Source organism: Streptomyces sp. NPDC003456 (genome assembly GCF_042878735.1).
Taxonomy (GTDB): domain Bacteria; phylum Actinomycetota; class Actinomycetes; order Streptomycetales; family Streptomycetaceae; genus Streptomyces.
In genome coordinates, this window is record NZ_JBIAOK010000005.1 from 683,835 (window position 1) to 708,261 (window position 24,427).

A 24,427-nucleotide genomic window follows, 5' to 3' on the forward strand; every position below is an offset into this window, starting at 1 on the left:
TCTCCTCCCTCCGTCCCCCCTCGGTTCGCGCACGACCAGGAGGCTGCCCATGTCCGCGTCCCTTCCCCGACCGCGTGTGGGGGTGTGGCTGATCGGAGCCCGCGGCTCCGTCGCCACCACCGTCGTCACGGGGTGCGCCGCCGTCACCGCGGGACTGCACCCGCCCACCGGCATGGTCACCGAGACACCCGCGTTCGCCGACAGCGGCCTGCCCGCCCTGTCCGATCTCGCCTTCGGCGGCCACGACACCCTCGACTGCCCCCTGCCCAAACGGGCCGAGACCCTGACCGCCGGCGGCGTCCTGCCGCCCGGCGTCGCCACGGCCGTCGCCGCCGAACTGGCCGCCGCTGACCGGGAGATCCGCCCCGGAGGCCCCACGCCCGGGGACACCCGGAGCGAGGCCGAGCTGATCACGGCCTTCGCCGACGACATCCGCGACTTCACGCACCGCCACGCGCTGGAGCGGACCGTGGTGGTGAACGTCGCCTCCACCGAACCCGCCTCCCACGGCCCCGGCGCCCCCCTGCCCGCCAGCACCCTGTACGCCCTGGCGGCCCTGCGCGCGGGCTGCCCGTACGTCAACTTCACCCCCTCCGAGGGCATGCACCACCCCGTCGCCGCGCGCGAGGCCGAACACAGCGGACTGCCCCACGCCGGCCGCGACGGCAAGACCGGCCAGACCCTGCTGCGCGCCGTGCTCGGCCCGATGTTCGCGCAGCGGGCCCTCACGGTCCGGGCCTGGTCCGGCACCAACCTGCTCGGCGGCGGTGACGGAGCCGCCCTCGCCGACCCGGCCGCCGCGGCGGCCAAGAACGCCGGGAAGGAACGCGTCCTCGCCGACACCCTCGGCGCCGTCCCCGAGGGCGAGGTGCACATCGACGACGTGCCCGCCCTCGGCGACTGGAAGACCGCCTGGGACCACATCGCCTTCGACGGGTTCCTCGGCACCCGGATGATCCTGCAGACCATCTGGCAGGGCTGCGACTCGGCGCTGGCCGCACCCCTGGTGCTGGACCTCGCCCGCCTCACCGCCCGCGCCCACGCAACGGGCCTCACCGGCCCGCTCGGCCCCCTGGGCTTCTACTTCAAGGACCCGGTGGGCGAGGGACCCGCGGGGCTGTCCGAGCAGTACGGGGAACTGCTCCTCTTCGCGCGGACCCTCCGGCGGTCCGAGGGGGAGGGGGGCGCCGCGCCGGTTCCGGGGCGGGCCGAGGGGGAGAGCGACGGCGGTGACGCGCCGGGCCGGGAGCGGGCCGGTGGGACGGGGCCCGAGGCGCCGGGCGGGAAGCTGGACGGCGGGGAGGGCCGCACCGCGCGGGCGGTGAGGAGCTCCGGGGGGACGGGGGAGAGCCTGTGACCCTGCGCCACGTCCCGGCTGCCGGTGCGGCCCGCGGCGGCCCGCCCGTCCCGGCCGCCGCTCCGCAGGCCGCTCCCGCCGAGGCGACCTTCCAGGCCCGCACGGAGCGCTCGCGCCCCCGGCGACGGCGCGCCTGGGCGGAACTGCTGCGGCTGCCCGCCCTGTTCAGCGTCCCCGGCGACGCCCTGGCCGGGGCCGCCGCGGCAGGGGCGGTGCCCAACGCGCGGACCCTGCTCGCCATCGGCTCCTCGCTGTGCCTCTACGAGGCCGGCATGGCTCTCAACGACTGGGCGGACCGCGACGTCGACGCCGTCGAACGCCCCCACCGCCCGCTGCCCTCCGGCCGGGTGCGCCCCGCCGCCGCCCTCACGGCGGCCTGCCTGCTCACCGGTGCCGGGCTGGCCCTGGCCGCCCGCGCCGGCCGTCCCGCCCTGGCCGTCGCCGCGCCCCTGGCGGCGACCGTCTGGGCGTACGACCTCGGCCTGAAGCACACACCCGCCGGGCCCGTGGCGATGGGCGCTGCCCGGGGACTCGACCTGCTGCTGGGAGCCGCGGCCACCATCGGCCGCACCCGCCCGGCCGCGCCGTCCGCCGCCCTCCTCGGCACCCACACCCTCGCCGTGACCACGGTCTCCCGCCAGGAGGCACAGGGCGGCTCACCCCTGGCCCCCCTGGCGGCCCTCGCCACAACGGCGCTGCTGACCCGGCGGACGGCGTACCGGCCCGCCCCGCCGATTCGCGACCCCGCGAGAGCGACCGGCCACGAGCCACGACCAGAACCGGCCGGACGCCCAGGGCACCGGGGCCCGGCAGCGCCGCTCACCACCGCCCCGCCCGGGCACCCGGCACGACAGAGCCCCGCAGCGCCGCTCACCACCGCCCCGACCGGGCACCCGGCACGATCGGGCCCCGTGGCGCCGCCGACCGCCGCCCCGACCGGGCAGCCGGGGCGTCCGGAGCCCGCAGGGCTCCTCGCCACCGCCCTGGCGGCCGCGTACGCCGTGAGCACCGCCCGCCCCTACGTCCACGCCGCGCTGAACCCCTCGCCGCCTCTCACCCAGCGCGCCGTGGGCGCCGGCATCCGCGCCACCGTCCCCCTCCAGGCGGCCCTGGCCGCCCGCGCCGGGCGCCCGGTCCCCGCGGTCCTCATCGCCGCTCTCGCCCCGCTCGGAGCCCGGTTCGCGAAGAAGGTGAGCATCACATGAGGCCCGTGGCCCCTGAGCCCGGCGGCAGCCGGAACCCCAGGAAGGGTGCCTTCGCCGCAGCCGTATCCGTCCCCTCGGACACCCCCCTCCGTTTCGGCTACGGCACCAACGGGCTCGCCGACCTCCGGCTCGACGACGCACTCCGCCTCCTCGCCGATCTCGGGTACGTCGGCGTCGGCCTGACGCTCGACCACATGCACCTGGACCCGCTCGCCCCCGACCTGGCCGCCCGCACCCGAAGGGTTGCGCAGCGGCTGGACGCGCTCGGCCTGGACGTCACCGTGGAGACCGGGGCGCGCTACGTGCTCGACCCGCGCCGCAAGCACGGCCCGTCCCTGCTCGACCCGGACGCCGACGACCGGGCCCGCCGGGCCGACCTCCTGGTCCGGGCCGTACGGGTCGCGGCCGACCTCGGGGCGCACGCCGTCCACTGCTTCAGCGGCGTCGTCCCGGACGGAACGGACCCGGACACCGCCTGGAAGCGTCTCGCCGAGGCCCTCGCCCCCGTCCTGGAGGCCGCCTCAGCCGCGGGCGTCCCGCTCGCCGTCGAACCCGAGCCCGGCCATCTCCTGGCCACCCTCGCCGACTTCCACCGCCTGCGCCGCGCCCTCGGCGACCCCGAACCCCTCGGCCTCACCCTCGACATCGGCCACTGCCAGTGCCTGGAACCCTCGTCACCCGCCGACTGCGTACGCGACGCCGCCCCGTGGCTGCGGCACGTGCAGATCGAGGACATGCGGCGAGGAGTCCACGAGCATCTCCCGTTCGGGGACGGGGAGATCGACTTCCCGCCCGTCCTGGCGGCCCTCGCCGCCACCGGCTACCAGGGCCTGACCGTCGTCGAACTGCCCCGCCACTCCCACGCCGGCCCCCGGCAGGCCGAGCGGTCCCTGCCGTTCCTCCGCCACGCCGAGCAGGCCGCGGCCCACCCGCCGCACCGGCCCGAACCGGCTCCCCAGCAGTCCGCGCCACCCCACGGCGCTCCCTCCGCATCCCCTGAAGGGAGCAGCAGATGACAGGCCACCGCGCCACCCACGCGCCCCGGACCGACAGCACCCAGGACAGCCACGGCACCACCGAGGACCGCGGCGACCCCGCGGACCGCGACGCCACGCCCTCCGCCGACGACAACCCCGCGGACCGGGACGCGACCGACCCCGTCCACGGCAACTCCGCCTCCGGCACCGGTTCCACCCCCTCCGGCACCGCCCCCGCCGCCTTTCCCTCGCTCGACGATCTCCGCCGGCAGCTCGCCGCCCGGCTCGAACCGGCCGCCCGCGCCTGGCTCGACCACGCCCTGGACGAAGCCGCCGCCCACCCCGGCACCCACGGGCCCATCTCCGCCTGGGAGCTGCGCCTGGCCGAGGCCGGGCGCCGCTGCGGAGCCGCCCACGCCGACGCCGCGCGCGTCCTCATCCTGGACGCCGCCCGCGCGGACACCGACGCGCTGAGCCGGGTCTACTTCCAGGGCACCGCCGACGAACGCCGGGCCGTCCTGCACGCCCTGCCGCACCTCGTGCCCGGCCCCGGCGCCCTCCCGCTCGTCGAGGACGCCCTGCGCACCAACGACACCCGTCTGCTCGCCGCCGCCACCGGCCCGTACGCCGCCCGGCACCTCGACCCGCACGCCTGGCGCCACGCCGTGCTGAAGTGCCTGTTCACCGGCGTCCCCGTCGACGAGGTGGCGAACCTGCCGGAACGCGCCCGGGGCGACGGCGAACTCGCCCGCATGCTGGCCGACTACGCCGCCGAGCGCACCGCCGCCGGCCGCGCCGTACCCGAGGACCTGCACCGCGTCCTGGACCTGACCGAGTCCGCGCCCGGCGCCCCCGGCGCGGACCACCCCCACGGCAAGGAGTCCTGATGCGCATCTTCGACCCCCACATCCACATGACGTCCCGCACCACCGACGACTACGAGGCCATGTACACCGCCGGTGTGCGCGCCGTCGTCGAGCCCTCCTTCTGGCTGGGACAGCCCCGGACCTCGCCGGCCTCCTTCCGCGACTACTTCGACGCCCTGCTCGGCTGGGAGCCCTTCCGCGCCGCCCAGTACGGCATCGCCCACCACTGCACGATCGCCCTCAACCCCAAGGAGGCCAACGACCCGCGCTGCACACCCGTCCTGGACGAACTGCCCCGCTACCTCGTCAAGGACAACGTCGTCGCCGTCGGCGAGGTCGGCTACGACTCCATGACCCCGGCCGAGGACACCGCCCTCGCCGCGCAGCTGCAACTGGCCGCCGACCACGGCCTGCCCGCCCTGGTGCACACCCCGCACCGCGACAAGCTCGCCGGTCTGCGCCGCACCCTCGACGTCGTCCGGGAATCCGCCCTGCCCGCCGGCCACGTCCTCGTCGACCACCTCAACGAGACGACCGTCAAGGAGGCCAAGGACAGCGGCTGCTGGCTCGGCTTCTCCGTCTACCCGGACACCAAGATGGACGAGCAGCGGATGGTGGCCGTCCTGCGCGCCTACGGCCCCGAGCAGATCCTGGTCAACTCGGCAGCCGACTGGGGCAGGAGCGACCCCCTCAAGACCCGCAAGGTCGGCGACCTGATGCTGGCCGAGGGCTTCGACGAGGACACCGTCGACCAGGTGCTGTGGCGCAACCCCGTCGCCTTCTACGGGCTCAGCGGGCGGCTGCGGCTCGACGTCGCCGGCACCGGGCCCACCCACGAGGGCAACTCCGTCCTGCGCGGAGCCCCCAAGGACCAGCCGGAGCCCGGCCGCACGGCACCCGCACGCGTCCCCGCAGCGGAGGCGTGAGCCATGCGCTTCCGCCACCCCGACGGCTCCACCGTCCACCTCGCCTACTGCACCAACGTCCACCCCGCCGAGACCCTCGACGGCGTCCTCGCCCAGCTGCGCGACCACTGCGAACCCGTCCGCCGGCGCCTGGGCCGCGACCGGCTCGGCATCGGGCTGTGGCTCGCCCGGGACGCCGCCCACGCCCTGGTCACCGACCCCGCCGCCCTGCGCGCCCTGCGCACCGAACTCGACCGCCGCGGCCTGGAGGTCGTCACCCTCAACGGCTTCCCCTACGAGGGCTTCGGCGCCGAGGAGGTCAAGTACCGCGTCTACACACCGGACTGGGCCGACCCCGCACGCCTGGAGCACACCACCGCCCTGGCCCGCGTCCTGGCCGGGCTGCTGCCCGACGACGTCACCGACGGCAGCATCTCCACCCTGCCCCTCGCCTGGCGCACCGCCCACGACGCGACACGGGCGTTGCGGGCCCGCACCGCCCTGCGCACCCTCGCCGAACGCCTCGACGCCATCGAGGAACTGACCGGCCGCTCCCTGCGCATCGGCCTGGAACCCGAGCCCGGCTGCGTCGTCGAGACCACCCGCGACGCCATCGCGCCGCTCACCGCCGTCGGCCACCACCGCATCGGCGTCTGCGTCGACACCTGCCACCTCGCCACCTCCTTCGAGGACCCGCACACCGCCCTGGACGCGCTCACCGCCGCCCGCGTCCCCGTCGTGAAATCCCAGCTCTCCGCCGCGCTGCACGCCGAACACCCCCACCTGCCGGAGGTCCGCGAAGCCCTCGCCGCCTTCGCCGAACCCCGCTTCCTGCACCAGACCCGCACGGCCACCCCCGCCGGGCTGCGCGCCACCGACGACCTCGACGAGGCCCTCGCGGGCCACGCCCTGCCCGACACCGCCCCCTGGCGCGCCCACTTCCACGTCCCGCTGCACGCGGCCCCCGCCGCCCCGCTCACCTCCACCCTCCCGGTCCTCAAGGCCGCCCTGGCCCGGCTCGTCGGCGGCCCGGCCCCCCTCACCCACCACCTGGAGGTCGAGACCTACACCTGGCAGGCCCTCCCGCCCGAGCTGCGCCCCAAGGGCCGGGCCCAGCTGGCCGAGGGCATCGCCGCCGAACTCACCCTCGCCCGCGACCTGCTGACGGACCTCGGCCTGAAGGAGCTGCCATGAGCACCCGCGAGCACCCCGACCCGGCCTCCGCGGGCTCCGGACGCCCCGTCCCGCTGCTCGTCCTCGACGTCGTCGGGCTCACCCCCCGCCTGCTCGACCACATGCCCCACCTGAAGGCCCTCGCACAGAGCGGCTCCCGCGCCGCCCTCGGCACCGTCCTGCCCGCCGTCACCTGCGCCGCCCAGTCCACCTTCCTCACCGGCACCATGCCCTCGGAACACGGCATCGTCGGCAACGGCTGGTACTTCCGGGAACTCGGCGACGTCCTGCTGTGGCGCCAGCACAACGGCCTCGTCACGGGCGACAAGATCTGGGACGCCGCCCGCCGCGCCCACCCCGGCTACACCGTCGCCAACATCTGCTGGTGGTACGCCATGGGCGCCGACACCGACATCACCGTCACCCCCCGCCCGGTCTACTACGCCGACGGCCGCAAGGAACCCGACTGCTACACCCGGCCCCCCGCCCTCCACGACGAACTCACCGGCAAGCTGGGCACCTTCCCCCTGTTCCACTTCTGGGGCCCCGGCGCGGACCTCGTCTCCAGCCGGTGGATCATCGACGCCACCCGCCACATCCTGCGCACCCGCCACCCCGACCTGGCGCTCTGCTACCTTCCGCACCTCGACTACGACCTGCAGCGCTTCGGCCCCGACGACCCGCGCTCCCTGAAGGCGGCCACCGACCTGGACACCGCGCTCGCCCCGCTCCTGGACGACGCACACGCCGAGGGCCGCACCGTCGTCGCCCTGTCCGAGTACGGCATCACCCGCGTGAACCGGCCCGTCGACATCAACCGCGCCCTGCGCCGCGCCGGCCTGCTCGAGGTGCACACCCAGGACGGCATGGAGTACCTCGACCCGATGGCCTCCCGCGCCTTCGCCGTCGCCGACCACCAGATCGCCCACGTCTACGTGCGCCGCCCCGAGGACCTGGACGCCGCCCGGGCGGCCCTCGACGGCCTGCCCGGCATCGAGCAGCTCCTCGACGACGAGGGCAAGAAGACCCACCACCTCGACCACCCCCGCGCGGGCGAACTCGTCGCCGTCGCCGAACCGGACGCCTGGTTCACGTACTACTACTGGCTCGACGACGACCGCGCGCCCGACTTCGCACAGCTCGTCGAGATCCACCGCAAGCCCGGCTACGACCCGGCCGAGCTGTTCATGGACCCCCAGGACCCCTATGTGAAGGTCAAGGCGGCCACCGCGCTGGCGCGCAAGAAGCTCGGCATGCGCTACCGCATGGCGGTGGTCCCGCTGGACCCCTCATCTGTGCGCGGCAGCCACGGCCGCCTCCCGCAGAGCGACGACGACGGTCCGCTCCTCATCTGCTCCACCCCCCGCGCCGTCGGCGACCGCCTCGCGGCCACCGACGTGAAACAACTCCTGCTCCGGCTCGCCGGACTCGGCTGACACCGCACCCCGCGCGCCGCCGACATCCGACTACCGAGAGTGAAACACACGGCACTGACAACGGCCGGTCCCGGCGGCACCGGAACCGGCCACGACCGAGAAGGCAGGCCACCCGTGACCCCGTACTCCGACCCCTCCCGCACCGACGCCGCCGCGTCCGCCGCCCCGGACGAGGAGCTGCGCCGCAGCCTCGGCGTGAACCGGCGCCGCTTCCTGACCACGTGCACCGCCGTGGCGGCCGGAGCCGTCGCGGCCCCCGTCTTCGGCGCGGCCCCCGCCCTGGCGCAGGACCGCGGCAGAGACCACGGGCACGGACGCGGCCAGGTGCTCGTCCCGCCCCACAAGCGCGGCATCATCCTCTACACCGTCCGTGACGCCACCGCCCGCGACCCCCTCGCCTCCGACCTGCCCTCCGGCTTCCGCGAGGTGTTCAAGCAGCTGGCCCGCCACGGCTACCGCCAGGTCGAGTTCGCGGGCTACCGCCAGCACGCCAACGCGCCCGGCGGCGACAACCTGGAGACCGTCCAGGGCGCCCGGCTGCTGCGCTCCTGGCTGGACGACCACGGTCTGCGCGCCCAGGGCAACCACGGCTTCATCCCGTCCTCCTGGCCGCTCACCACGGCGGACGAGGACACCTTCAAGAAGCACCTGGAGATCGCCAACATCCTCGGCATGGACCACATGGGCACCGGCGGCGACCCCACCGGAAGCTCCTACCGCGCCGACTGGGACGTGGCCGCCGACAAGTGGAACGCGCTCGGTGAGATCGCCCGCCGCGAGGGCATCAAGCTCTACACCCACAACCACGACAGCGCCTACGGCTTCCTCCTCGACGGCGGACCGCTGGACGACCAGGGCCGGCCCACCCGCAGCTCGGGCATCCGGAAGCTGGAGTACTTCCTGGAGGTCACCGATCCCCGCCTCGTATGGCTGGAGATGGACGTCTTCTGGGCGCACGTCGCCCAGTACAAGTTCCACACCTACACCGCCCACGACGGCTCCACCCGCCGCAGCGTCTTCGACCCGGCCGGCCTGGTCACCCGCCACAGCAAGCGCTACCCGCTGTTCCACGCCAAGGACGGCGTCGTCAGCACGACCAACGGCATGGGCTGGGACATGGTGCCCTTCGGCACCGGCGACATCGACTACACGACGTTCTTCTCCCGGGTCGGGCAGCCGAACTACCGCAACCCGATGGTGGAGGACGACAACTCGCCGAGCGCCACCGACCCCGCGCAGTCCCTGCGGGAAGCCAAGATCAGCTACGACAACATGGCGGCCCTGCGCAAGCGGCGCTGCTAACGGCGGACACAGACCAGGCGGCCCCTCCCGCGACACGCGGGAGGGGCCGACAACACCACAGCAGCGGGACCCGGCCCGTCCTCCAGGGCACCAGCGGGCTGTAAGACGCCGCTGCCTGGGGACCGCCAGTCAGCCGATCCCCTGCCGGTCCGGCCGCAGGGCGAACGCGCGGTCCGCCGGGGTGGGGGCGGCCAGACCGACGGCCTGGCGGAGCAGTTCGCGGTGGCGCAGCAGCGGCTCACGGCGCTCCGGCGGCGCGAGCAGGAGCAGGTCCTCCAGGCCGGCCAGCAGCCGGCGGCACACCTGGGGGCTTCCCACGGCGCAGCCCCGCACCTCCGTGAACCCCAGGTCCACCAGCTCGGTCCACCCCGGCAGGGGCTGCACCAGCCGAACCGCGCCGTCGCGGTCCCGGTGCCGGGCGGTGTCCAGCGGCCGCCGGCTCAGCGCCGCCAGGAACTGCACGACCCGGTCCAGGGCCTGCACCGCCGTGGTCGGATCGTTGATCGCGGACGACAGGGCCCGCAGCGCGATGTCCACCAGCTGCCGCAGGCCGAAACCGAGGTCCTGGTGATAGGTCCGCTCCACCCCCACCGAGACCGCGCGGCGCAGCGCCCGGCGCGGCGGCACCGGCCCGCCGTGCACCGCCAGCACGGGCATCCCGGGCACCACGAAGTCCCCGATGCGGGGGAGGAGCCGCAGCACCACCCCGTGCTTGCGGGCCACCCGCACCAGCCGCGCGATGTGCACGTCGCGCAGCACCCCGGCCCGGCCCTCGTGCGGCACCCACGCGGTATCGGGACCGAGCCCGGCCGGGTCGCCGTCCTCCACCGGCACCGGCATCGAGGCCACCACCCGGAAGGACTCCGTGGCGATGCGCGCGATCACCTGGCTGATCCGCATCAGCCGCAGCGTGCTGTTCACGTACAGCACGAACAGGAGCAGACTCAGCGCCACCATGCCCAGCGTGAGCACCGACTGCAGCAGGGGCACCGACGTGACGGCACGCGGGTCGTCGGCGCTGTCGAAGGACGTCAGGACCAGCAGGGTCAGCACGAACGTCGCCAGGAACACCGCGAACGTCGCCTTGGTGATCCGGCTCCGGACGAAGAGGCGCACCACCCGCGGGGTGAACTGCCCGCTCGCCATCTGCACCGCCACCAGCGAGATGCTGAAGACCACACCGATGAAGGTCATCATCGCGGAGCTGACCGCGTTCACCACGGCCTTCGCGTCGTCGGCGAACCGCATCAGCTCCTCGAGCGTGTCGTAGTCACCGTCTTCCTGCAGCGCCTCCACCAGGGCGGTGTCGAGCAGCTGCGCCCCGGCCCAGACGGCGAAGACGCACACCATGGCGGCGGTGGGGGCGAACCAGAACGTGTCCCGCAGATGCTCCGCGAGCGGTGACAGCGCTCGCGGGCGGCGCCCGCGCGAGGGGCTCTGCGTCACCATCCAGTCACTCATGGTGTGACCCTAGAGGCATCGGGCCGCGAGGTCCCGGACCCCCGCCCGGCGGACGGAAACGCAGGTGAAAGGCGCTCCGAAAGCTTGGTATTGTTGTGCGTGTCGCCGCGGGGAACACCCCTGGCACGGCGGCGGACACCTCGTCCGGGTGGCGGAATGGCAGACGCGCTAGCTTGAGGTGCTAGTGCCCTTTATCGGGCGTGGGGGTTCAAGTCCCCCCTCGGACACAGATCGGCCCGGGTGGGCCGGGAGGCATCCCGGCCCACCCGGGCCGTCGTACGTCGCGACGCGGTTGCAGCGGTCATGACCAGGGCCGACGATGGAATCAAGGCCCCGACGGCCGCCGCCGTCCGCACCACCTCGCGCAGGGCCTCACTCCGGCGCACCGGGAATCCTCATGGACCGAGCCGACCTCGCCGACCTCTCAGCGGTCTTCTACGGGGAGGGTCCCGTCCCCGTCCTGTGGGCCACCTACTGTCCGGTCCACTTCGACGTGTGGCTGGCGTTCTCCCAGCCGCCGACCGACGCCGTCCCCGACACCGGCGACGCCGCCCCCGGGACGACGGCAGCCGCGCCCGGGGCGGAGCAGGCGCGGCGCGACCTGATCCTCGCGATCCGCGAGGAGTTCGGCGTGGAGCAGGTGCTGGACCGGCTGCAGAGCCGCGCGCTGACCCGCACGTGCCGTCCCATCGCCGCCGGCAGCTTCGTCGCGGCGCAGCTCACCCTGAAGGAGCTCGTCAGCGACGTGCTGCCGCTGACCAGCCTCGCCGGTGCCGTGCGCGTCGCCCGCGAACTCGCCCTGCACAGCGGAGCGGAGGGCATCGAGGCGGCCCTGGCCGGACACGTCAGGACCCCGGCCACCAGCGAGATCCACGACAGCATGGAACGCCGGCAGGAGCGCGGCCGGCACGTCACCTGGCTGCTGCGGCTGCTGCACCGCGTCGTCGCCGGCGCCCGCCCGGACCTGCACCGGCACGAGGACGTCACCGCCGTCCTCGTCGACATGCTGAACGCCGTCGTCCTCGACAGCACCCCGGCGCGCAGACCGCACACACCCGGCGACCGGGACACCGACCGCCGGCGGAAGTACCCGGTCGTCTCCGTGACGACGAACCGGCCGGCGACGGTCGCGGTCGTGAGGTCGCGCCGCACCATCAAGGCCGACGCGGCCGAACAGGTCTTCTCCGTCGACACCGGCTCCATCGGCTGGGCGGTGGTCGACAGCGGCATCGACCCGCGCCACCCCGCCTTCCACGACTGGGACACCACCGGCCCCGTGCCCGAGCGGCTCGAGTCCCGCATCGCCCGCTCCTTCGACTTCACCGACGTACGGCGCACACTCGGAGCCGACGTCCTCGTGGGCGGTCTGGTGAACTGGGCGGCCGCGCTGCCGTCCCTCGACACCACCCCGTCCCCGGATCAGCCGCCCCGGCCGCCGCCGGGGGACCAGCACGGCACCCACATCGCCGGAATCATCGGCGGCTGGTGGCCGGAGCTGGACTTCCGGGGCATCTGCCCGCGCATCCGGCTCTACGACTTCCGTGTCCTGGACGACCGGGGCGCAGGCGACGAGTTCTCCATCGTCACCGCGCTCCAGGCGATCCGGCACATCAACGAGCAGGCCGGGCGGTTCATCGTCGCCGGGGTGAACATCAGCCTGTCGGTCCCGCACGACGTCGCCGGCCACTCCACCGGGTGGACGCCCGTGTGCGTCGAGTGCGACCGCCTGACGCGCTCGGGCGTGGTGGTCGTCACCGCCGCCGGCAACGCCGGATTCGCGGGCACCGCACGGACCCTCGGCGCCGACTACCGCAACATCTCCATCTCCGACCCGGGCAACGCCGAATCCGTCATCACCGTCGGCTCCACCCACCGCAGCAACCCCCACCGTCACGGCGTCAGTTACTTCTCCAGCCGCGGCCCCACCGGCGACGGCCGGCCCAAACCCGACCTCGTCGCACCGGGGGAGGACATCGACGGCCCCATCCCCGGCGAGGGCATCGCCGCCATGCACGGCACCAGCCAGGCGGCAGCCCACGTCAGCGGCGCCGCGGCCATGCTGCTGGCCCGCCACCGGGAGCTGCTCGGCCGCCCCGAACGCGTCAAGGACGTCCTGTGCGCCACGGCGACCGACCTCAACCGCGAACGCCACTTCCAGGGCCACGGGCTGGTCGACGTGCTGCGCGCCATCCAGTCCGTGTGACGCACCGCCCACCCGTCAGGAGCCGACATGCTCACCTTCGATTTCCTCGACGCCCGGCACGGCGACTGCTTCCTCGTCCGGTGGGGCCCCTCCGGGGAGCGGGTCATGCTCGTCGACGGCGGCCCCGGCGGCGTCTACCGGGCCACTCTCCGCGCACGGCTGCGGCAGCTCGGCGACCCGCCGCACGTCGACGTGGTCTGTCTCTCCCACGTCGACGACGACCACGCCGGCGGGCTCGTGAGGCTCTTCAAGGACATGCGGCAGGCCCAGCAGGACGGGGAAGCCCTGCCGTACGCGGTGGACGCGCTGTGGCTCAACTCCGTCGAGGAACTCGTCGACCGGCGCGCCCCCGGACTGAGCGCCTCCGTCCGGCCGTTGATGGAGCGCGCCGCCACCGACGCCGCCGTCGGGGCCAGTTACCGGCAGGGCCGCGACATCCGCACCGCGGCCGCCGCCCTGCGCCTGGACGGCAACGCCCCCTTCGGCGGCCCGCTCACCGAGGGCGCCGAGACCGAACTCGCCGACCTGGACGTCACGGTCGTCGCCCCCGACGAGCAGGCGCTGCGGGAGCTGGAGGAGCGCTGGCGGGAGGCGAGACTGCGCGAGGACCCCGGCGTCATCACGGCCGGGTACACCGACGGCTCGGTGCCCAACCTGTCCAGCATCGTCCTGCTGCTGCGCCACGAGGGCCGCACCGCCCTGCTCACCGGGGACGCCCGCGGCGACCGCGTCCTGGCCGGGCTGCGCGAACTGGGCCTGCTCGACGGCCCCGAGCCCTTCCACACCGATCTGCTGAAGCTGCCGCACCACGGCAGCGGCCGCAACGTGGACACGGACTTCTTCGAGCAGGTGCAGGCCGACCACTACGTGATCTCCGCCGACGGCGTCCGCCACCACCACCCCGACGAGGAGACCCTGCGTATGCTCGTCGGCTCCCGGGACCCGGACGAGGAGTACGTCGTCCACCTGACCAACCACATCCCCTTCGCCGAGGAGGAGCTGGCGCGGCTGGGCGAGGGCCGCTCCTTCGGCGTCGACGTACGGGACCCGGCCGCGCAGTCCCTCCCCGTCACGATCGGAGACCGGCCATGACGACCTCCCGGCACGCCCCTGCCCCACCCGCGGACCCGTCCGGCGCCCTGCCGGCCGGTGATCCGCGGTGGACCGTGGACTCGCCCGCCGTGGGAACCGGCCTGACGGCGCGTCCCTGCGGCGACACCCTGCGCCCGGCCGAACCGCCCGCGACGGCCCGGCCGGTCGCGCTCGCCCTGTCCGGCGGCGGGTTCCGCGCCACCCTCGCCGCACTGGGCTTCGTCCGGCTGCTGGCCGACACCGGGCTGCTGCCCCGGCTGCGGTACTCCGCGTCCGTGTCCGGCGGTTCGGTCGCCAACGGCTGCCTGGCCACCGCCTGGCCGGCCCTGCGCGAAGCGGGGTTCACCGCACGCGCCGTCGACGACCTCCTCATCGAGCCGGTGCTGGACCGCGTCTCCGGCCGCTCCCTCAAACACGCCCTGGTCGGCGGCCTGTGGCGGACCCTCGGCCCCACGACCCGCACGGACCTGCTCGCCCGGTGCCTGGACGAGTGGTTCCTCGACGGCACCGAACTGGAGCACCTGGACGCGCAGGTGCGCTGGATCGTCAACGCCGCCAACCAGACCACCGGCGCCCGTTTCACCTTCGAACGCGACGTGTACGGCGACTACACCATCGGCCTGGCCCCCACCGCCGGCACCGGACTACGGCTGAGCCGGGCCGTGTCGGCCTCCGCGGCCGTGCCCGGCGCCTTCCCGCCCGTCGTCCTGGACCGCGGCCCGTTCCCGTGCGCCACCCACCCGCCCGCGCTGCTCGACGGCGGCACGTACGACAACACCGGCCTGGAAGCCGTCGACGGGGACCGCTACCGCCACACCTTCCTGTGCGTCCTCAACGCGGGCGGACTGCTGCGCCCCGGCGTCTACGGCCGCGTCCCCGTGGTCCGCGACCTGGCCCGCGCCAACTCGCTGCTGTACCGGCAGAGCACCGCACTGCGCACCCGGGCCGTGGTCGAGCGCTTCGAGCGCGCCCGGGCCGTGGGCCCGGACGACGACGTGCCGCACGGTGCGCGCCGGGGCGTCCTCGTCCAGCTGTCCACCCGCTTCCCGGCGGACGGCTCCGAGGCCCTGCGCCGCTGGCGCGCGGCCTTCACCGAGCAACCCGCCCACGACGGGCGGCACCTCGCCCTCGTCCCCACCGTCTTCGACCGCCTGGACGCCGGTCTGTGCCGGGCCCTGGTCCGGCGCGGCTGGTGGCTCGGCGGCGCCGCCCTGGCCGCCTTCCACCCGCACCTGCTCCCCGAGGACCTGACGGCCCTGCGCCCACCGCAGCGGTGAACCGCGGGCCGGGATAATCGCTCGCTCCCGGCCCGCGCCCCTCCCTACACTCACGCACGTACCCGCGCCGCCCACGACCCGGCCCGGTGCACCGACGCGACGAACGAAGGGAGACGGCCGTGCGTGACCACACCGCTGCCGCCGCCTCCCTGCCGCGCTACGAGGTGATCCTCGTGTCCCGGTCGCCCCGGTGCCCGCTGCGCGGCGGCACCGGCCGACCGGGACGAACCCGCAAGCCGCACCGGTGAGCTGACAAAAAGTCAGTTCTCTGCCGGCCTGTGTTGCACCCGGCGAATCGCGCTGCCCTCCTCCCGATTCGCACCGAAAGGCCTCCGGCCGTGCGCACCCACCGCAACCCGCTCGCCGCCGTCCGCAACCTCGGCATCCTCGCCCACGTCGACGCCGGCAAGACCACCGTCACCGAACGGATCCTCTTCGCCACCGGAACCACGCACAAGCGCGGGGAGGTCCACGACGGCACCACCGTCACCGACTTCGACCCGCAGGAGCGGGACCGGGGCATCACCATCTTCGCCGCGGCCGTCAGCTGCGTCTGGGACGGGCACCGGATCAACCTCATCGACACCCCCGGCCACGTCGACTTCGCCGACGAGGTGGAGCGTGCGCTGCGCGTGCTCGACGGTGCGGTGGCGGTGTTCGACGCGGTGGCCGGCGTGGAGCCGCAGAGCGAGTCCGTGTGGCGGCAGGCCGACCGGCACGGCGTCCCGCGCATCGCCTTCATCAACAAGATGGACCGCGCGGGCGCCGACCTGGACGCGGCAGTCGCCTCCCTCAGGGAGCGACTGCACCCCGCCCCGCTGGTCGTGCAGGTACCCGTGGGAGCCGAGGAGACCTTCACCGGTGTCGTCGACCTCGTCCGCATGCGCGCACTGCTGTGGAGCGAGGGCGACACGGTGGAGGAGGTCCCCGTGCCGGACGGCCTGCGGCAGCAGGCCGCCGCACGCCGCCGAGGGCTGGAGGAGGCCGTGGCCGAGCTCCATCCGGGCGCGCTGGAGGAGTTCTGCGCGACGGGCGCGCTCACCGAGGACACCCTGCGGCGTGCGTTGCGGGACGTGACCCGCGACGGCGGCGGCCTCGTCGTGCTGTGCGGGTCGGCCTACCGCAACCGCGGTGTCGAACCGCTGCTCGACGCCGTCGTGGACTACCTGCCGTCCCCGCTGGACGTGCCGCCCGTCACGGGCACGCACGCCGGTGAGGAGCGGCGACGGCCCGCCGACCCGGCCGCGCCCGTGGCCGCGCTCGCGTTCAAGGTGCACGCCACCGCGACGGGACGGCTCACCTACCTGCGCCTCTACTCGGGCACCGTCGAGAAGGGAGACACCCTGTGGGACGCGACCGCGGGCCGCGCGGAGCGGATCGGCCGGATCCTGCGCGTCCGGGCCGACCGGCACGCACCCCTGGACCGGGCGGTCGCCGGCGACATCGTCGCCGTCGTCGGGCTGAAGTCGGCCCGCGCCGGCTCGACGCTGTGCGCGCCCGACGCCCCGCTCGTGCTGGAACCTCCCGGCGCGGCCGAGCCGGTGGTGTCGGTCGCCGTCGAACCCCGCAGGGCTTCCGACACCGGCCGCCTGGCGTCGGGACTGGCGCGCCTGACCGAGGAGGACCCCTCGCTGGCCGTGCGGACCGACCCGGAGACCGGGCAGACCGTGCTGTCCGGCATGGGGGAGCTGCACCTGGAGGTGGCGGTGGAGAAGCTGCGGCGCGACCTGGCGCTGGAGGTCAACGCCGGCCGGCCGCGCGTCAGCCACCGCGAGACCGTCGTCCGCGGCGTGTCCGGTCTGGTGTTCCGGCACGTCAAACAGGACGGCGGGGCGGGCCAGTTCGCCCACGTCGTGCTCGACGTGGAGCCGTACGAGGGCCACTTCGCGTTCCGGTCCGCCGTGACCGGCGGGCGCGTGCCGCAGGAGTACGTCCGGGCGGTCGAGGCCGGCTGCCGGGACGCGCTCGGCGAGGGCCCGCTCGGCGGGCACCCGGTGACCGGGGTGCGTGTGACGCTCACCGACGGGGCGACCCATGTGAAGGACTCCTCGGACACGGCGTTCCGCACGGCCGGCCGGCTGGGACTGCGCGATGCCCTGCGCAGCTGCGGCATGGTCCTGCTGGAGCCGGTCGTCGAGGTGACGGTCACCGTGCCCGCGGACGCCGTCGGCGGGGTGCTCGGCGACCTCGCCGCCCGGCGCGGCCGGGTGACCGGGTCGGTCACCCGGGCGGGCGCCGCGGTCGTCACCGCCACCGTGCCGCTGGCCGAACTGTTCGGCTACGCGACCCGGTTGCGCAGCCGCACCCAGGGCCGCGGCACCTTCACCGCCCGTCCCACCGGCTACGCCCCGGCGCCGGCCGCGACACCGGCCCGCTAGGGCCGGGCGCCCCTCCCTTCCCCTCGCGAGGGGAAGGGAGGGGCCGTCGCCTCACGGGTAGGACACCACCGTCGACGGCACGGTGGACGTGCCCGAGGTCGGCGCCCCCGTGTCGTTGATGACGCACTCGTACTGCCCGTTGCCGCCCAGCGACACCACCAGGAGGTCGTGGAAGCGCACCCCGGGCCGGTTCGGCGCCGCGAAGCCGTGGTGCTGGACGATCGTCGGGTCGACGTTGTAGTAGCAGTAGCTGCCCAGGCCCCAGCCCTCGTGGGTGGTCACGGCGTCCCCGACCCGGTAGGCCGCGTACCCCTTCACGGAGCCGTTCTGGATCGCCGCCTGGTTCGGCGCGTCGTACGCCTTCTCGTTCTGGTAGAAGATCGTGCGGCCGCGCTCGCCGAACCACTGCACGTCGTACTTGTTGAAGTGCTCCACGAACAGGCCGGTGGCCAGCACGTCGTGGCCGTTGACGACCACGCCGTAGTCCGCGCGGTTGGTCTCCCAGCCGACGCCGTCGCCGTGGTCGGCGCGCCAGACCCAGGTGTGGTCGACGATGGTGTGGCGGCTGTTGACGACCATGCTGGTGGTGGCCTTGCCGGGGCCCGCCCCGCCGATGCGGATGAACACGTCCTGGACGGTGGTCGGGTCGGCGGAGTGGTCCCGTGAGGCGCCGGCCGGGCCGACCTCCAGCAGGGTCGGGGAGTTGACCGGCCCGGCGTCGATGAGGAACCCGGCCAGCCGGACCCCGTCGACGTCGGCGACCTTGAGCGCCGTGACGCCGTTGTCGGGGATGAGCGTCGCGTAGCCGAGGCCCAGCACCACCGTGCCCGCGCGGTCGACCCGGACGGTCCGGTCCAGGTGGTAGATGCCCGGCGTGAGCAGCAGGTGCAGGCCCTCGGACAGGGCCTGGTTGAGCGTGGCCGCGCTGACACCCGGCTTGGCGACGTAGAAGCGGCTCAGCGGCAGGGAGGTGCCGCGCGGGGTGCCGCTGCCCCAGGTGACGCCCCGGGCGTTGGTCCGCTTCTCCGGCAGGAAGACCCGGTACTCGCCGCCGCTGAGGCAGAGGAACGGCTTCTCGCGGGAGACGGGCGTGGTGGTCAGCGTGGTGTACGGCGGGTTCGGGAAGCCCTGCGCGGGGGCGCCCTCGACGCCGGAGAACACCATGTTCCACACGCCGTTGAGCCAGCCGCCGATCGCGCTGTCCCGGGTGTACCACTGCTGCTGCGAGTACGGCTGCACCTGGCCGTCGATCCGGCTGTCGGCGATGTAGCCGCCACTGGACCAGCCGTAGCCGCTCGGGGCGAGGTTGAGGTTGCCGCGCACGTGCATCCGGCGGAACGGGGCCGCCTGGGACACCGCCCAGCGGTTGGTGCCGCTGACGGGGACCACGGCCAGGTTCTCCGCCGAACGCCAGAAGTTCTGGGTGGCGTTGCCGTTGAACCAGCCGGCGTCCACGGTGATGTCGCCGTGGATGGTGGTGTCGTCGGGGGAGAGGCCGAGACCGGAGACGGACGTGTAGAAGCCGATCTGCGCGTTCAGGCCGTGGTAGGCGCCGGGCTTGAACAGCACCTGGTAGCGGCCGGTGCCGAACTGGGCCGACTCCTGCCGGCGGAAGATCTCGTCCAGTCTGCCCTGGATGTCCGGCGTGGACGGGTCGAAGACCAGGACGTTCGGGCCGAGGTCGCCGCCGCCGGGCAGGGCGCGCGGCTTTCCGCGGCCGGGACGCCGGCGGTCGGCCGGGGCGGCCGCCGCGGTGCCGGGCACGGCGGCGAGGGCGGACGCGGCCGCGGCGGCGCCGAGCACCGCGCGGCGACCGGGCAGGGGCGGACGGGAGGACGGGGAGTCAGCAGGCATGGGGCGGCTCTCCTGGTTCAGGAAGTGAACGGAGTGGGGTGTGGGGAGCGCTCTCTCGCCGCTGAATGGTTCATCCCTGGAACACTTGCGTCAAGGGCTGCGACCGGAGTTCGAAGAGTGTGTCCAAACCCTTGACGGGACTGGCTTCCGGGGATTAACTCACGTCCTAAATTAAGCCATGACGCCTCACTCGCGGGTCGGGGAGGCGGTCGGGGAGATGTACTCGCGTACTTTCCCGGAAGGGACACGAGCAGCCATGCGCAGCATCCGAGCCGCGGCGGCAGGCGCCGTCACCTTGTCACTCGCCCTCGCGGCCACGGCCTGCGGAGGCGGCTCCGCGACGGGCGGCGGATCGAACGACTCACCCAAGACGCTGACCTACTGGGCCTCCAACCAGGGCGCCAGCATCGAGATCGACAAGAAGGTCCTCCAGCCCGAGCTGGACAAGTTCGAGAAGCAGACCGGGATCAAGGTCGAGCTGGAGGTGGTCCCCTGGTCCGACCTGCTCAACCGGATCCTCACCGCCACCACGTCCGGCCAGGGCCCGGACGTGCTGAACATCGGCAACACCTGGAGCGCCTCGCTCCAGGCCACCGGTGCGCTGCTGCCGTGGGACGCCGAGAACTTCGACAAGATCGGCGGCCGTGACCGGTTCGTCGACTCGGCTCTCGGCTCCACCGGCGCCGAGGGCAAGGACCCGGCCGCGGTCCCGCTGTACTCGATGTCGTACGCGCTCTACTACAACAAGAAGATGTTCGCCGAAGCGGGCATCTCCAAGCCGCCCGCCACCTGGGACGAGCTCGTCGCCGACGGCAAGAAGCTCTCCAAGGACGGCAAGTGGGGCCTGGGCGCGGAGGGTTCGAACCCGTCGGAGAACATCCACCACGCGTTCGTCTTCGCCGAGCAGCACGGCGCCGACTTCTTCACCCCCGAGGGCAAGGCCGACTTCACCGGCGACGGCGTGGTCACCGCCGTCAAGCAGTACGTCGACCTGATGGCCAAGGACAAGGTCATCGCACCGGGCAACGCCGAGTACGCGCAGAACCAGTCGGTGAGCGACTTCGCCAAGGGCAAGACGGCGATGCTGCTGTGGCAGTCCGCCTCCGCCAACCTCGCCTCCCAGGGCATGAGCGAGGACGACTACGGCATCGCGCCCGTGCCCGTGCAGTCCGGCACCCCCGGCACCGGCAAGCAGGTCAACTCGATGGTCGCCGGCATCAATCTGGCGGTCTTCGAGAACACCGACAACCTCGACGGCGCCACCCGGTTCGTGAAGTTCATGACCAGCGACGACGAGCAGAAGATCCTCAACAAGGCCTACAGCTCCATACCGCCGGTGAAGTCCGCGCAGTCCGACAGCGCCTTCAGCACGCCCGCCAACGCCGTCCTGAAGGACACCCTCGCCAAGAGCGCCGTCGCGCTGCCGCAGGTCGCCGACGAGTCGCAGTTCGAGACGGCCGTGGGCACCGCCATCAAGGGCCTGTTCGCCGACGCGGCCGCCGGACGCGCGGTCACCACCGCCTCGGTGAAGGCGGCCCTGCAGAAGGCCCAGCAGCAGATGCCGGCGGCCTGACGGACATGACCACCACGGTTGAAGCCGGCACCCCGCCGGTCCGCAAGAGCCCGTCCGGTGCGGCGCGCGGCCCCCGCCGCCGCCCCGGACGGATCCACCGCGCCGGGCTGCCCTACCTGCTGCTCCTGCCGGCGCTGCTGCTCGAACTGCTCGTCCACCTGGTGCCGATGGTGATCGGCATCGTCATGAGCTTCAAGGAGCTCACCCAGTTCTACATCCGCGACTGGAGCGCGGCCCCCTGGTCGGCCCTCGACAACTACACGGTGTCGGTGGACTTCGACGCCCCCGTCGGCGAGGCGCTGCTGCACTCCTTCCTCGTCACCGTCGCCTTCACCCTGCTGTCGGTGGGCCTGTGCTGGTTCATCGGGACCGCGGCGGCCATCTGCATGCAGGACACCTTCCGGGGCCGCGGCCTGCTCAGGGCCCTGTTCCTCATCCCGTACGCGCTGCCCGTCTACGCGGCCGTCATCACCTGGGTCTTCATGTTCCAGCACGACAACGGCCTGGTGAACCACGTCCTGCACGACCAGCTGGGCCTCACCGACAAGCCGTCGTTCTGGCTCATCGGCGACAACAGCTTCATCGCGCTGCTGGTCGTGTCGGTCTGGAAGGGCTGGCCGTTCGCCTTCCTCATCGTCATGGCGGGACTGCAGAACATCCCGCGCGAGCTGTACGAGGCGGCCGCCCTGGACGGCGCCGGCGTCTGGCAGCAGATCCGCCGCATCACCCTGCCGTCCCTGCGGCCCGTCAACCAGGTCCTGGTCCTGGTGCTGTTCCTGTGGACGTTCAACGACTTCAACACGCCGTACGTCCTGTTCGGCCGCACCGCGCCGGAGGCCGCCGACCTCATCTCGGTGCACATCTACCAGGCCTCGTTCGTTACCTGGAACTTCGGCACCGGATCCGCGATGTCCGTCCTGCTCCTGCTGTTCCTGCTGGTGGTGACGGGCGTGTACCTGGCTGTGACCTCGCGCGGACGGAGGGCCGCCTCATGAGTTCCCCCCTGGCCCCGCCGCGGTCCTTCCAGTGGTCCCGGCGGATTTTCCTCACCCTGCTGACGGGCTTCGTGCTCGTGCCCGTCTACGTCATGGTCTCCAGCTCGCTCAAGCCCCTCGCCGACGTCACGGGCAAGTTCCGCTGGCTGCCGAGCGAGCTGACCGTCCGCCCCTACATCGACATCTGGTCGACCGTCCCGCTCGCGCGCTACTTCGTCAACTCCCTGGTGGTGGCGGGCGCGGCCACGGTCTGCTCGGTGGTCATCGCGGTGTTCTCGGCGTACGCCGTCAGCCGCTACGACTTCCGCGGCAAACGTGTCTTCACCGTCACCGTCCTGTCGACGCAGATGTTCCCCGGCATCCTCTTCCTGCTGCCCCTGTTCCTCATCTACGTCAACATCGGCAACGCCACCGGCATCGCCCTGTTCGGCTCCCGCGGCGGGCTCATCCTCACCTACCTCACGTTCTCGCTGCCGTTCTCCATCTGGATGCTGATCGGCTACTTCGACTCGGTGCCGCGCGACCTGGACGAGGCGGCCCTGGTCGACGGCTGCGGCCCGCTCGGCGCCCTGTTCCGGGTGGTCGTCCCGGCCGCGGTGCCCGGCATCGTCGCCGTCGCCGTCTACGCCTTCATGACCGCCTGGGGCGAGGTCCTGTTCGCCTCGGTGATGACCAACGACACCACCCGCACCCTGGCGGTCGGCCTGCAGGGCTACTCCACCCTCAACGACGTGTACTGGAACCAGATCATGGCCGCCTCGCTGGTCGTCAGCGTGCCCGTGGTCGCGGGCTTCCTGCTCCTGCAGCGCTACCTCGTGGCCGGCCTGACGGCAGGAGCCGTCAAGTGACCGACTCGCCCGTTCTCGAAGGGACTTCCGTGACCATCGACCTCGCCGCACTCCCGCACGACTTCCTGTGGGGCACGGCCACCTCGGCGTACCAGATCGAGGGAGCCGTGGCGGAGGACGGCCGCTCGCCGTCGATCTGGGACACCTTCTCGCACACCCCCGGCAAGACCGCCGGGGGCGACCACGGCGACGTCGCCTGCGACCACTACCACCGCTGGCGCGAGGACATCGGCCTGATGCGCCGGCTCGGCGTCAACGCCTACCGCCTCTCGGTGGCCTGGCCGCGTGTCGTCCCCGGCGGGGACGGCCCCGTCAACGCCAAGGGCCTGGCCTTCTACGACGAGTTGATCGACGGGCTGCTGGAGGCCGGCATCACCCCGTCGGTCACCCTGTACCACTGGGACCTGCCGCAGGTGCTCCAGGACCGCGGCGGCTGGCCGGAGCGGGACACGGCTCTCGCGTTCGCGGAGTACGCCTCGGTCGTCGCCGAGCGGCTCGGCGACCGCGTCACCCACTGGGCGACCCTCAACGAGCCGCTGTGCTCGGCGTGGATCGGCCACCTCGAGGGCGTGATGGCCCCCGGCTGGACGGACCTGACCGCCGCCGTGCGCGCCTCCTACCACCTGCTGCTCGGCCACGGCCTGGCCTCCCATGCCGTGCGGGCGGCGGTGCCGGGCCCGCAGGTGGGCATCGTCAACAACCTCTCCACCGTCCACGCCGCCTCCGACCGGCCCGAGGACCTCGCCGCCGCCCGCCGCATGGACGGCCACACCAACCGCTGGTGGCTCGACCCGGTGCACGGCCGCGGCTTCCCGGCCGACATGCGCGAGGTCTACGGCGTCGACCTCCCGGAGCAGCCCGGCGACTCGGCGGCCATCGCCGCGCCGCTGGACTGGCTGGGCCTCAACTACTACTTCCCGCAGACGGTCGCCGACGACCCCGAGGGCCCGGCCCCGTACGCCCGTGCCGTGCGCCGCGAGGGCGTCCCGCGCACCGGCATGGACTGGGAGATCGACGCGAGCGGCATCGAGACACTGCTGCTGCGCCTCACCGAGGACTACGGGGCGCGCCGGCTGTACGTCACGGAGAACGGCTCGGCCTTCCCCGACGTCGTCCGCCCCGACGGCACCGTCGACGACCCGGAGCGGCAGGACTACCTGCTGGGCCACCTCGCCGCCTGCGCCTCGGCCGCCCGCAAGGGCGCCCCGCTGGCCGGCTACTTCGCCTGGTCCCTGCTGGACAACTTCGAGTGGGCCTACGGCTACGAGAAGCGGTTCGGCCTGGTCCACGTCGACTACGCGACGCAGCGCCGCACGATCAAGGGCACGGGCCACCGGTACGCCGACGTGGTCCGCTCCCACCGCCATCAGGCGCGCAAGGCGGCCTGAACCCCCGAACGCCGGGGTGGGCGAGGAACGCGGGAGTCCACGCCCACCCCGGCTCCACCTCCCGCGTCTGCGTCTGTCAGGTACACGTCAGTACGACCTGTACGTCCTGCAGGTACGTCCCCCCACCGGAGGAGAGA

Annotated in this window: 19 protein-coding genes and 1 tRNA gene; 18 read left to right on the forward strand and 2 right to left on the reverse strand. The window is 73.5% G+C overall.

From position 1 onward, the window contains the following. Window positions 1-49 precede the first annotated feature (49 nt). The 8 genes from ACFYWG_RS24085 (at window position 50) to ACFYWG_RS24120 (ending at window position 9,221) form a co-directional block, all read left to right on the forward strand. Window positions 50-1,357: an inositol-3-phosphate synthase gene (locus ACFYWG_RS24085; RefSeq protein ID WP_389203450.1), complete on the forward strand. Its 1,308-nt coding sequence runs from the start codon at window positions 50-52 to the stop codon at window positions 1,355-1,357. Next, complete coding sequence (locus ACFYWG_RS24090; protein ID WP_389203452.1) at window positions 1,354-2,562, forward strand: SCO3242 family prenyltransferase; 1,209 nt, start codon at window positions 1,354-1,356, stop codon at window positions 2,560-2,562. Before ACFYWG_RS24085 ends, ACFYWG_RS24090 begins: the two co-directional genes overlap by 4 nt. Next, window positions 2,559-3,578, forward strand: a complete 1,020-nt coding sequence (locus ACFYWG_RS24095; RefSeq protein ID WP_389203454.1) for a sugar phosphate isomerase/epimerase family protein — start codon at window positions 2,559-2,561, stop codon at window positions 3,576-3,578. Before ACFYWG_RS24090 ends, ACFYWG_RS24095 begins: the two co-directional genes overlap by 4 nt. Next, the gene (locus tag ACFYWG_RS24100; RefSeq protein WP_389203456.1) at window positions 3,575-4,426 is read left to right on the forward strand and encodes an EboA domain-containing protein; all 852 of its coding nucleotides are present in this window, start codon (window positions 3,575-3,577) and stop codon (window positions 4,424-4,426) included. Before ACFYWG_RS24095 ends, ACFYWG_RS24100 begins: the two co-directional genes overlap by 4 nt. Next, window positions 4,426-5,331: a TatD family hydrolase gene (locus ACFYWG_RS24105; RefSeq protein WP_389203458.1), complete on the forward strand. Its 906-nt coding sequence runs from the start codon at window positions 4,426-4,428 to the stop codon at window positions 5,329-5,331. The genes ACFYWG_RS24100 and ACFYWG_RS24105 overlap by 1 nt, the downstream gene beginning before the upstream one ends. A gap of 3 nt (window positions 5,332-5,334) precedes the next feature. Further along, window positions 5,335-6,504: a metabolite traffic protein EboE gene (gene eboE / locus ACFYWG_RS24110; protein WP_385415357.1), complete on the forward strand. Its 1,170-nt coding sequence runs from the start codon at window positions 5,335-5,337 to the stop codon at window positions 6,502-6,504. After that, window positions 6,501-7,919 (forward strand): alkaline phosphatase family protein, encoded by a 1,419-nt coding sequence (locus ACFYWG_RS24115; protein ID WP_389203461.1) that lies wholly within the window; start codon window positions 6,501-6,503, stop codon window positions 7,917-7,919. Before eboE ends, ACFYWG_RS24115 begins: the two co-directional genes overlap by 4 nt. A gap of 114 nt (window positions 7,920-8,033) precedes the next feature. Further along, window positions 8,034-9,221, forward strand: coding sequence for a sugar phosphate isomerase/epimerase family protein (locus ACFYWG_RS24120; protein ID WP_389203463.1), 1,188 nt, complete (start codon window positions 8,034-8,036; stop codon window positions 9,219-9,221). Window positions 9,222-9,350: 129 nt separating this feature from the next. Here the strand turns inward: ACFYWG_RS24120 and ACFYWG_RS24125 are convergent, their stop codons facing one another. Then, on the reverse strand, window positions 9,351-10,682 hold the full coding sequence (locus ACFYWG_RS24125) for a DUF2254 domain-containing protein (protein ID WP_389203465.1): 1,332 nt from the start codon (window positions 10,680-10,682) through the stop codon (window positions 9,351-9,353). A gap of 142 nt (window positions 10,683-10,824) precedes the next feature. On the opposite strand from ACFYWG_RS24125, the gene ACFYWG_RS24130 reads away from it, so the two are divergent. From ACFYWG_RS24130 to fusA, 6 genes are all read left to right on the forward strand, one after another. After that, a tRNA-Leu gene (locus ACFYWG_RS24130) sits at window positions 10,825-10,909 on the forward strand. Between the two features lie 170 nt (window positions 10,910-11,079). Beyond that, window positions 11,080-12,885 carry a S8 family serine peptidase gene (locus tag ACFYWG_RS24135; RefSeq protein WP_389203467.1) on the forward strand — a complete coding sequence of 602 codons (1,806 nt, stop codon included), beginning with the start codon at window positions 11,080-11,082 and terminating at the stop codon, window positions 12,883-12,885. Between the two features lie 27 nt (window positions 12,886-12,912). After that, entirely contained in the window at window positions 12,913-13,977 is a 1,065-nt protein-coding gene (locus ACFYWG_RS24140) for a ComEC/Rec2 family competence protein (protein WP_389203469.1), read from the forward strand. Next, the gene (locus ACFYWG_RS24145) at window positions 13,974-15,254 is read left to right on the forward strand and encodes a patatin-like phospholipase family protein (RefSeq protein ID WP_389203471.1); all 1,281 of its coding nucleotides are present in this window, start codon (window positions 13,974-13,976) and stop codon (window positions 15,252-15,254) included. The genes ACFYWG_RS24140 and ACFYWG_RS24145 overlap by 4 nt, the downstream gene beginning before the upstream one ends. 119 nt (window positions 15,255-15,373) lie before the next feature. Next, entirely contained in the window at window positions 15,374-15,502 is a 129-nt protein-coding gene (locus tag ACFYWG_RS24150; RefSeq protein ID WP_389203473.1) for a hypothetical protein, read from the forward strand. Between the two features lie 90 nt (window positions 15,503-15,592). Further along, window positions 15,593-17,632 carry an elongation factor G gene (gene fusA, locus ACFYWG_RS24155; protein WP_383511623.1) on the forward strand — a complete coding sequence of 680 codons (2,040 nt, stop codon included), beginning with the start codon at window positions 15,593-15,595 and terminating at the stop codon, window positions 17,630-17,632. 51 nt (window positions 17,633-17,683) lie between these two features. On the opposite strand, the gene ACFYWG_RS24160 is transcribed toward fusA, so the two are convergent. Then, on the reverse strand, window positions 17,684-19,486 hold the full coding sequence (locus ACFYWG_RS24160) for a coagulation factor 5/8 type domain-containing protein (RefSeq protein ID WP_389203476.1): 1,803 nt from the start codon (window positions 19,484-19,486) through the stop codon (window positions 17,684-17,686). Between the two features lie 256 nt (window positions 19,487-19,742). On the opposite strand from ACFYWG_RS24160, the gene ACFYWG_RS24165 reads away from it, so the two are divergent. The 4 genes from ACFYWG_RS24165 to ACFYWG_RS24180 are packed head-to-tail and all read left to right on the forward strand — an operon-like array spanning window position 19,743 to window position 24,290. Beyond that, window positions 19,743-21,059, forward strand: a complete 1,317-nt coding sequence (locus ACFYWG_RS24165) for an ABC transporter substrate-binding protein (protein ID WP_383510299.1) — start codon at window positions 19,743-19,745, stop codon at window positions 21,057-21,059. 5 nt (window positions 21,060-21,064) lie between these two features. Then, complete coding sequence (locus tag ACFYWG_RS24170) at window positions 21,065-22,054, forward strand: carbohydrate ABC transporter permease (protein WP_389203480.1); 990 nt, start codon at window positions 21,065-21,067, stop codon at window positions 22,052-22,054. Window positions 22,055-22,062: 8 nt separating this feature from the next. After that, window positions 22,063-22,902, forward strand: coding sequence for a carbohydrate ABC transporter permease (locus ACFYWG_RS24175; protein WP_376324974.1), 840 nt, complete (start codon window positions 22,063-22,065; stop codon window positions 22,900-22,902). A 29-nt stretch (window positions 22,903-22,931) separates the two neighbouring features. Continuing rightward, window positions 22,932-24,290, forward strand: a complete 1,359-nt coding sequence (locus ACFYWG_RS24180; RefSeq protein WP_389203482.1) for a GH1 family beta-glucosidase — start codon at window positions 22,932-22,934, stop codon at window positions 24,288-24,290. Window positions 24,291-24,427 lie beyond the last annotated feature (137 nt).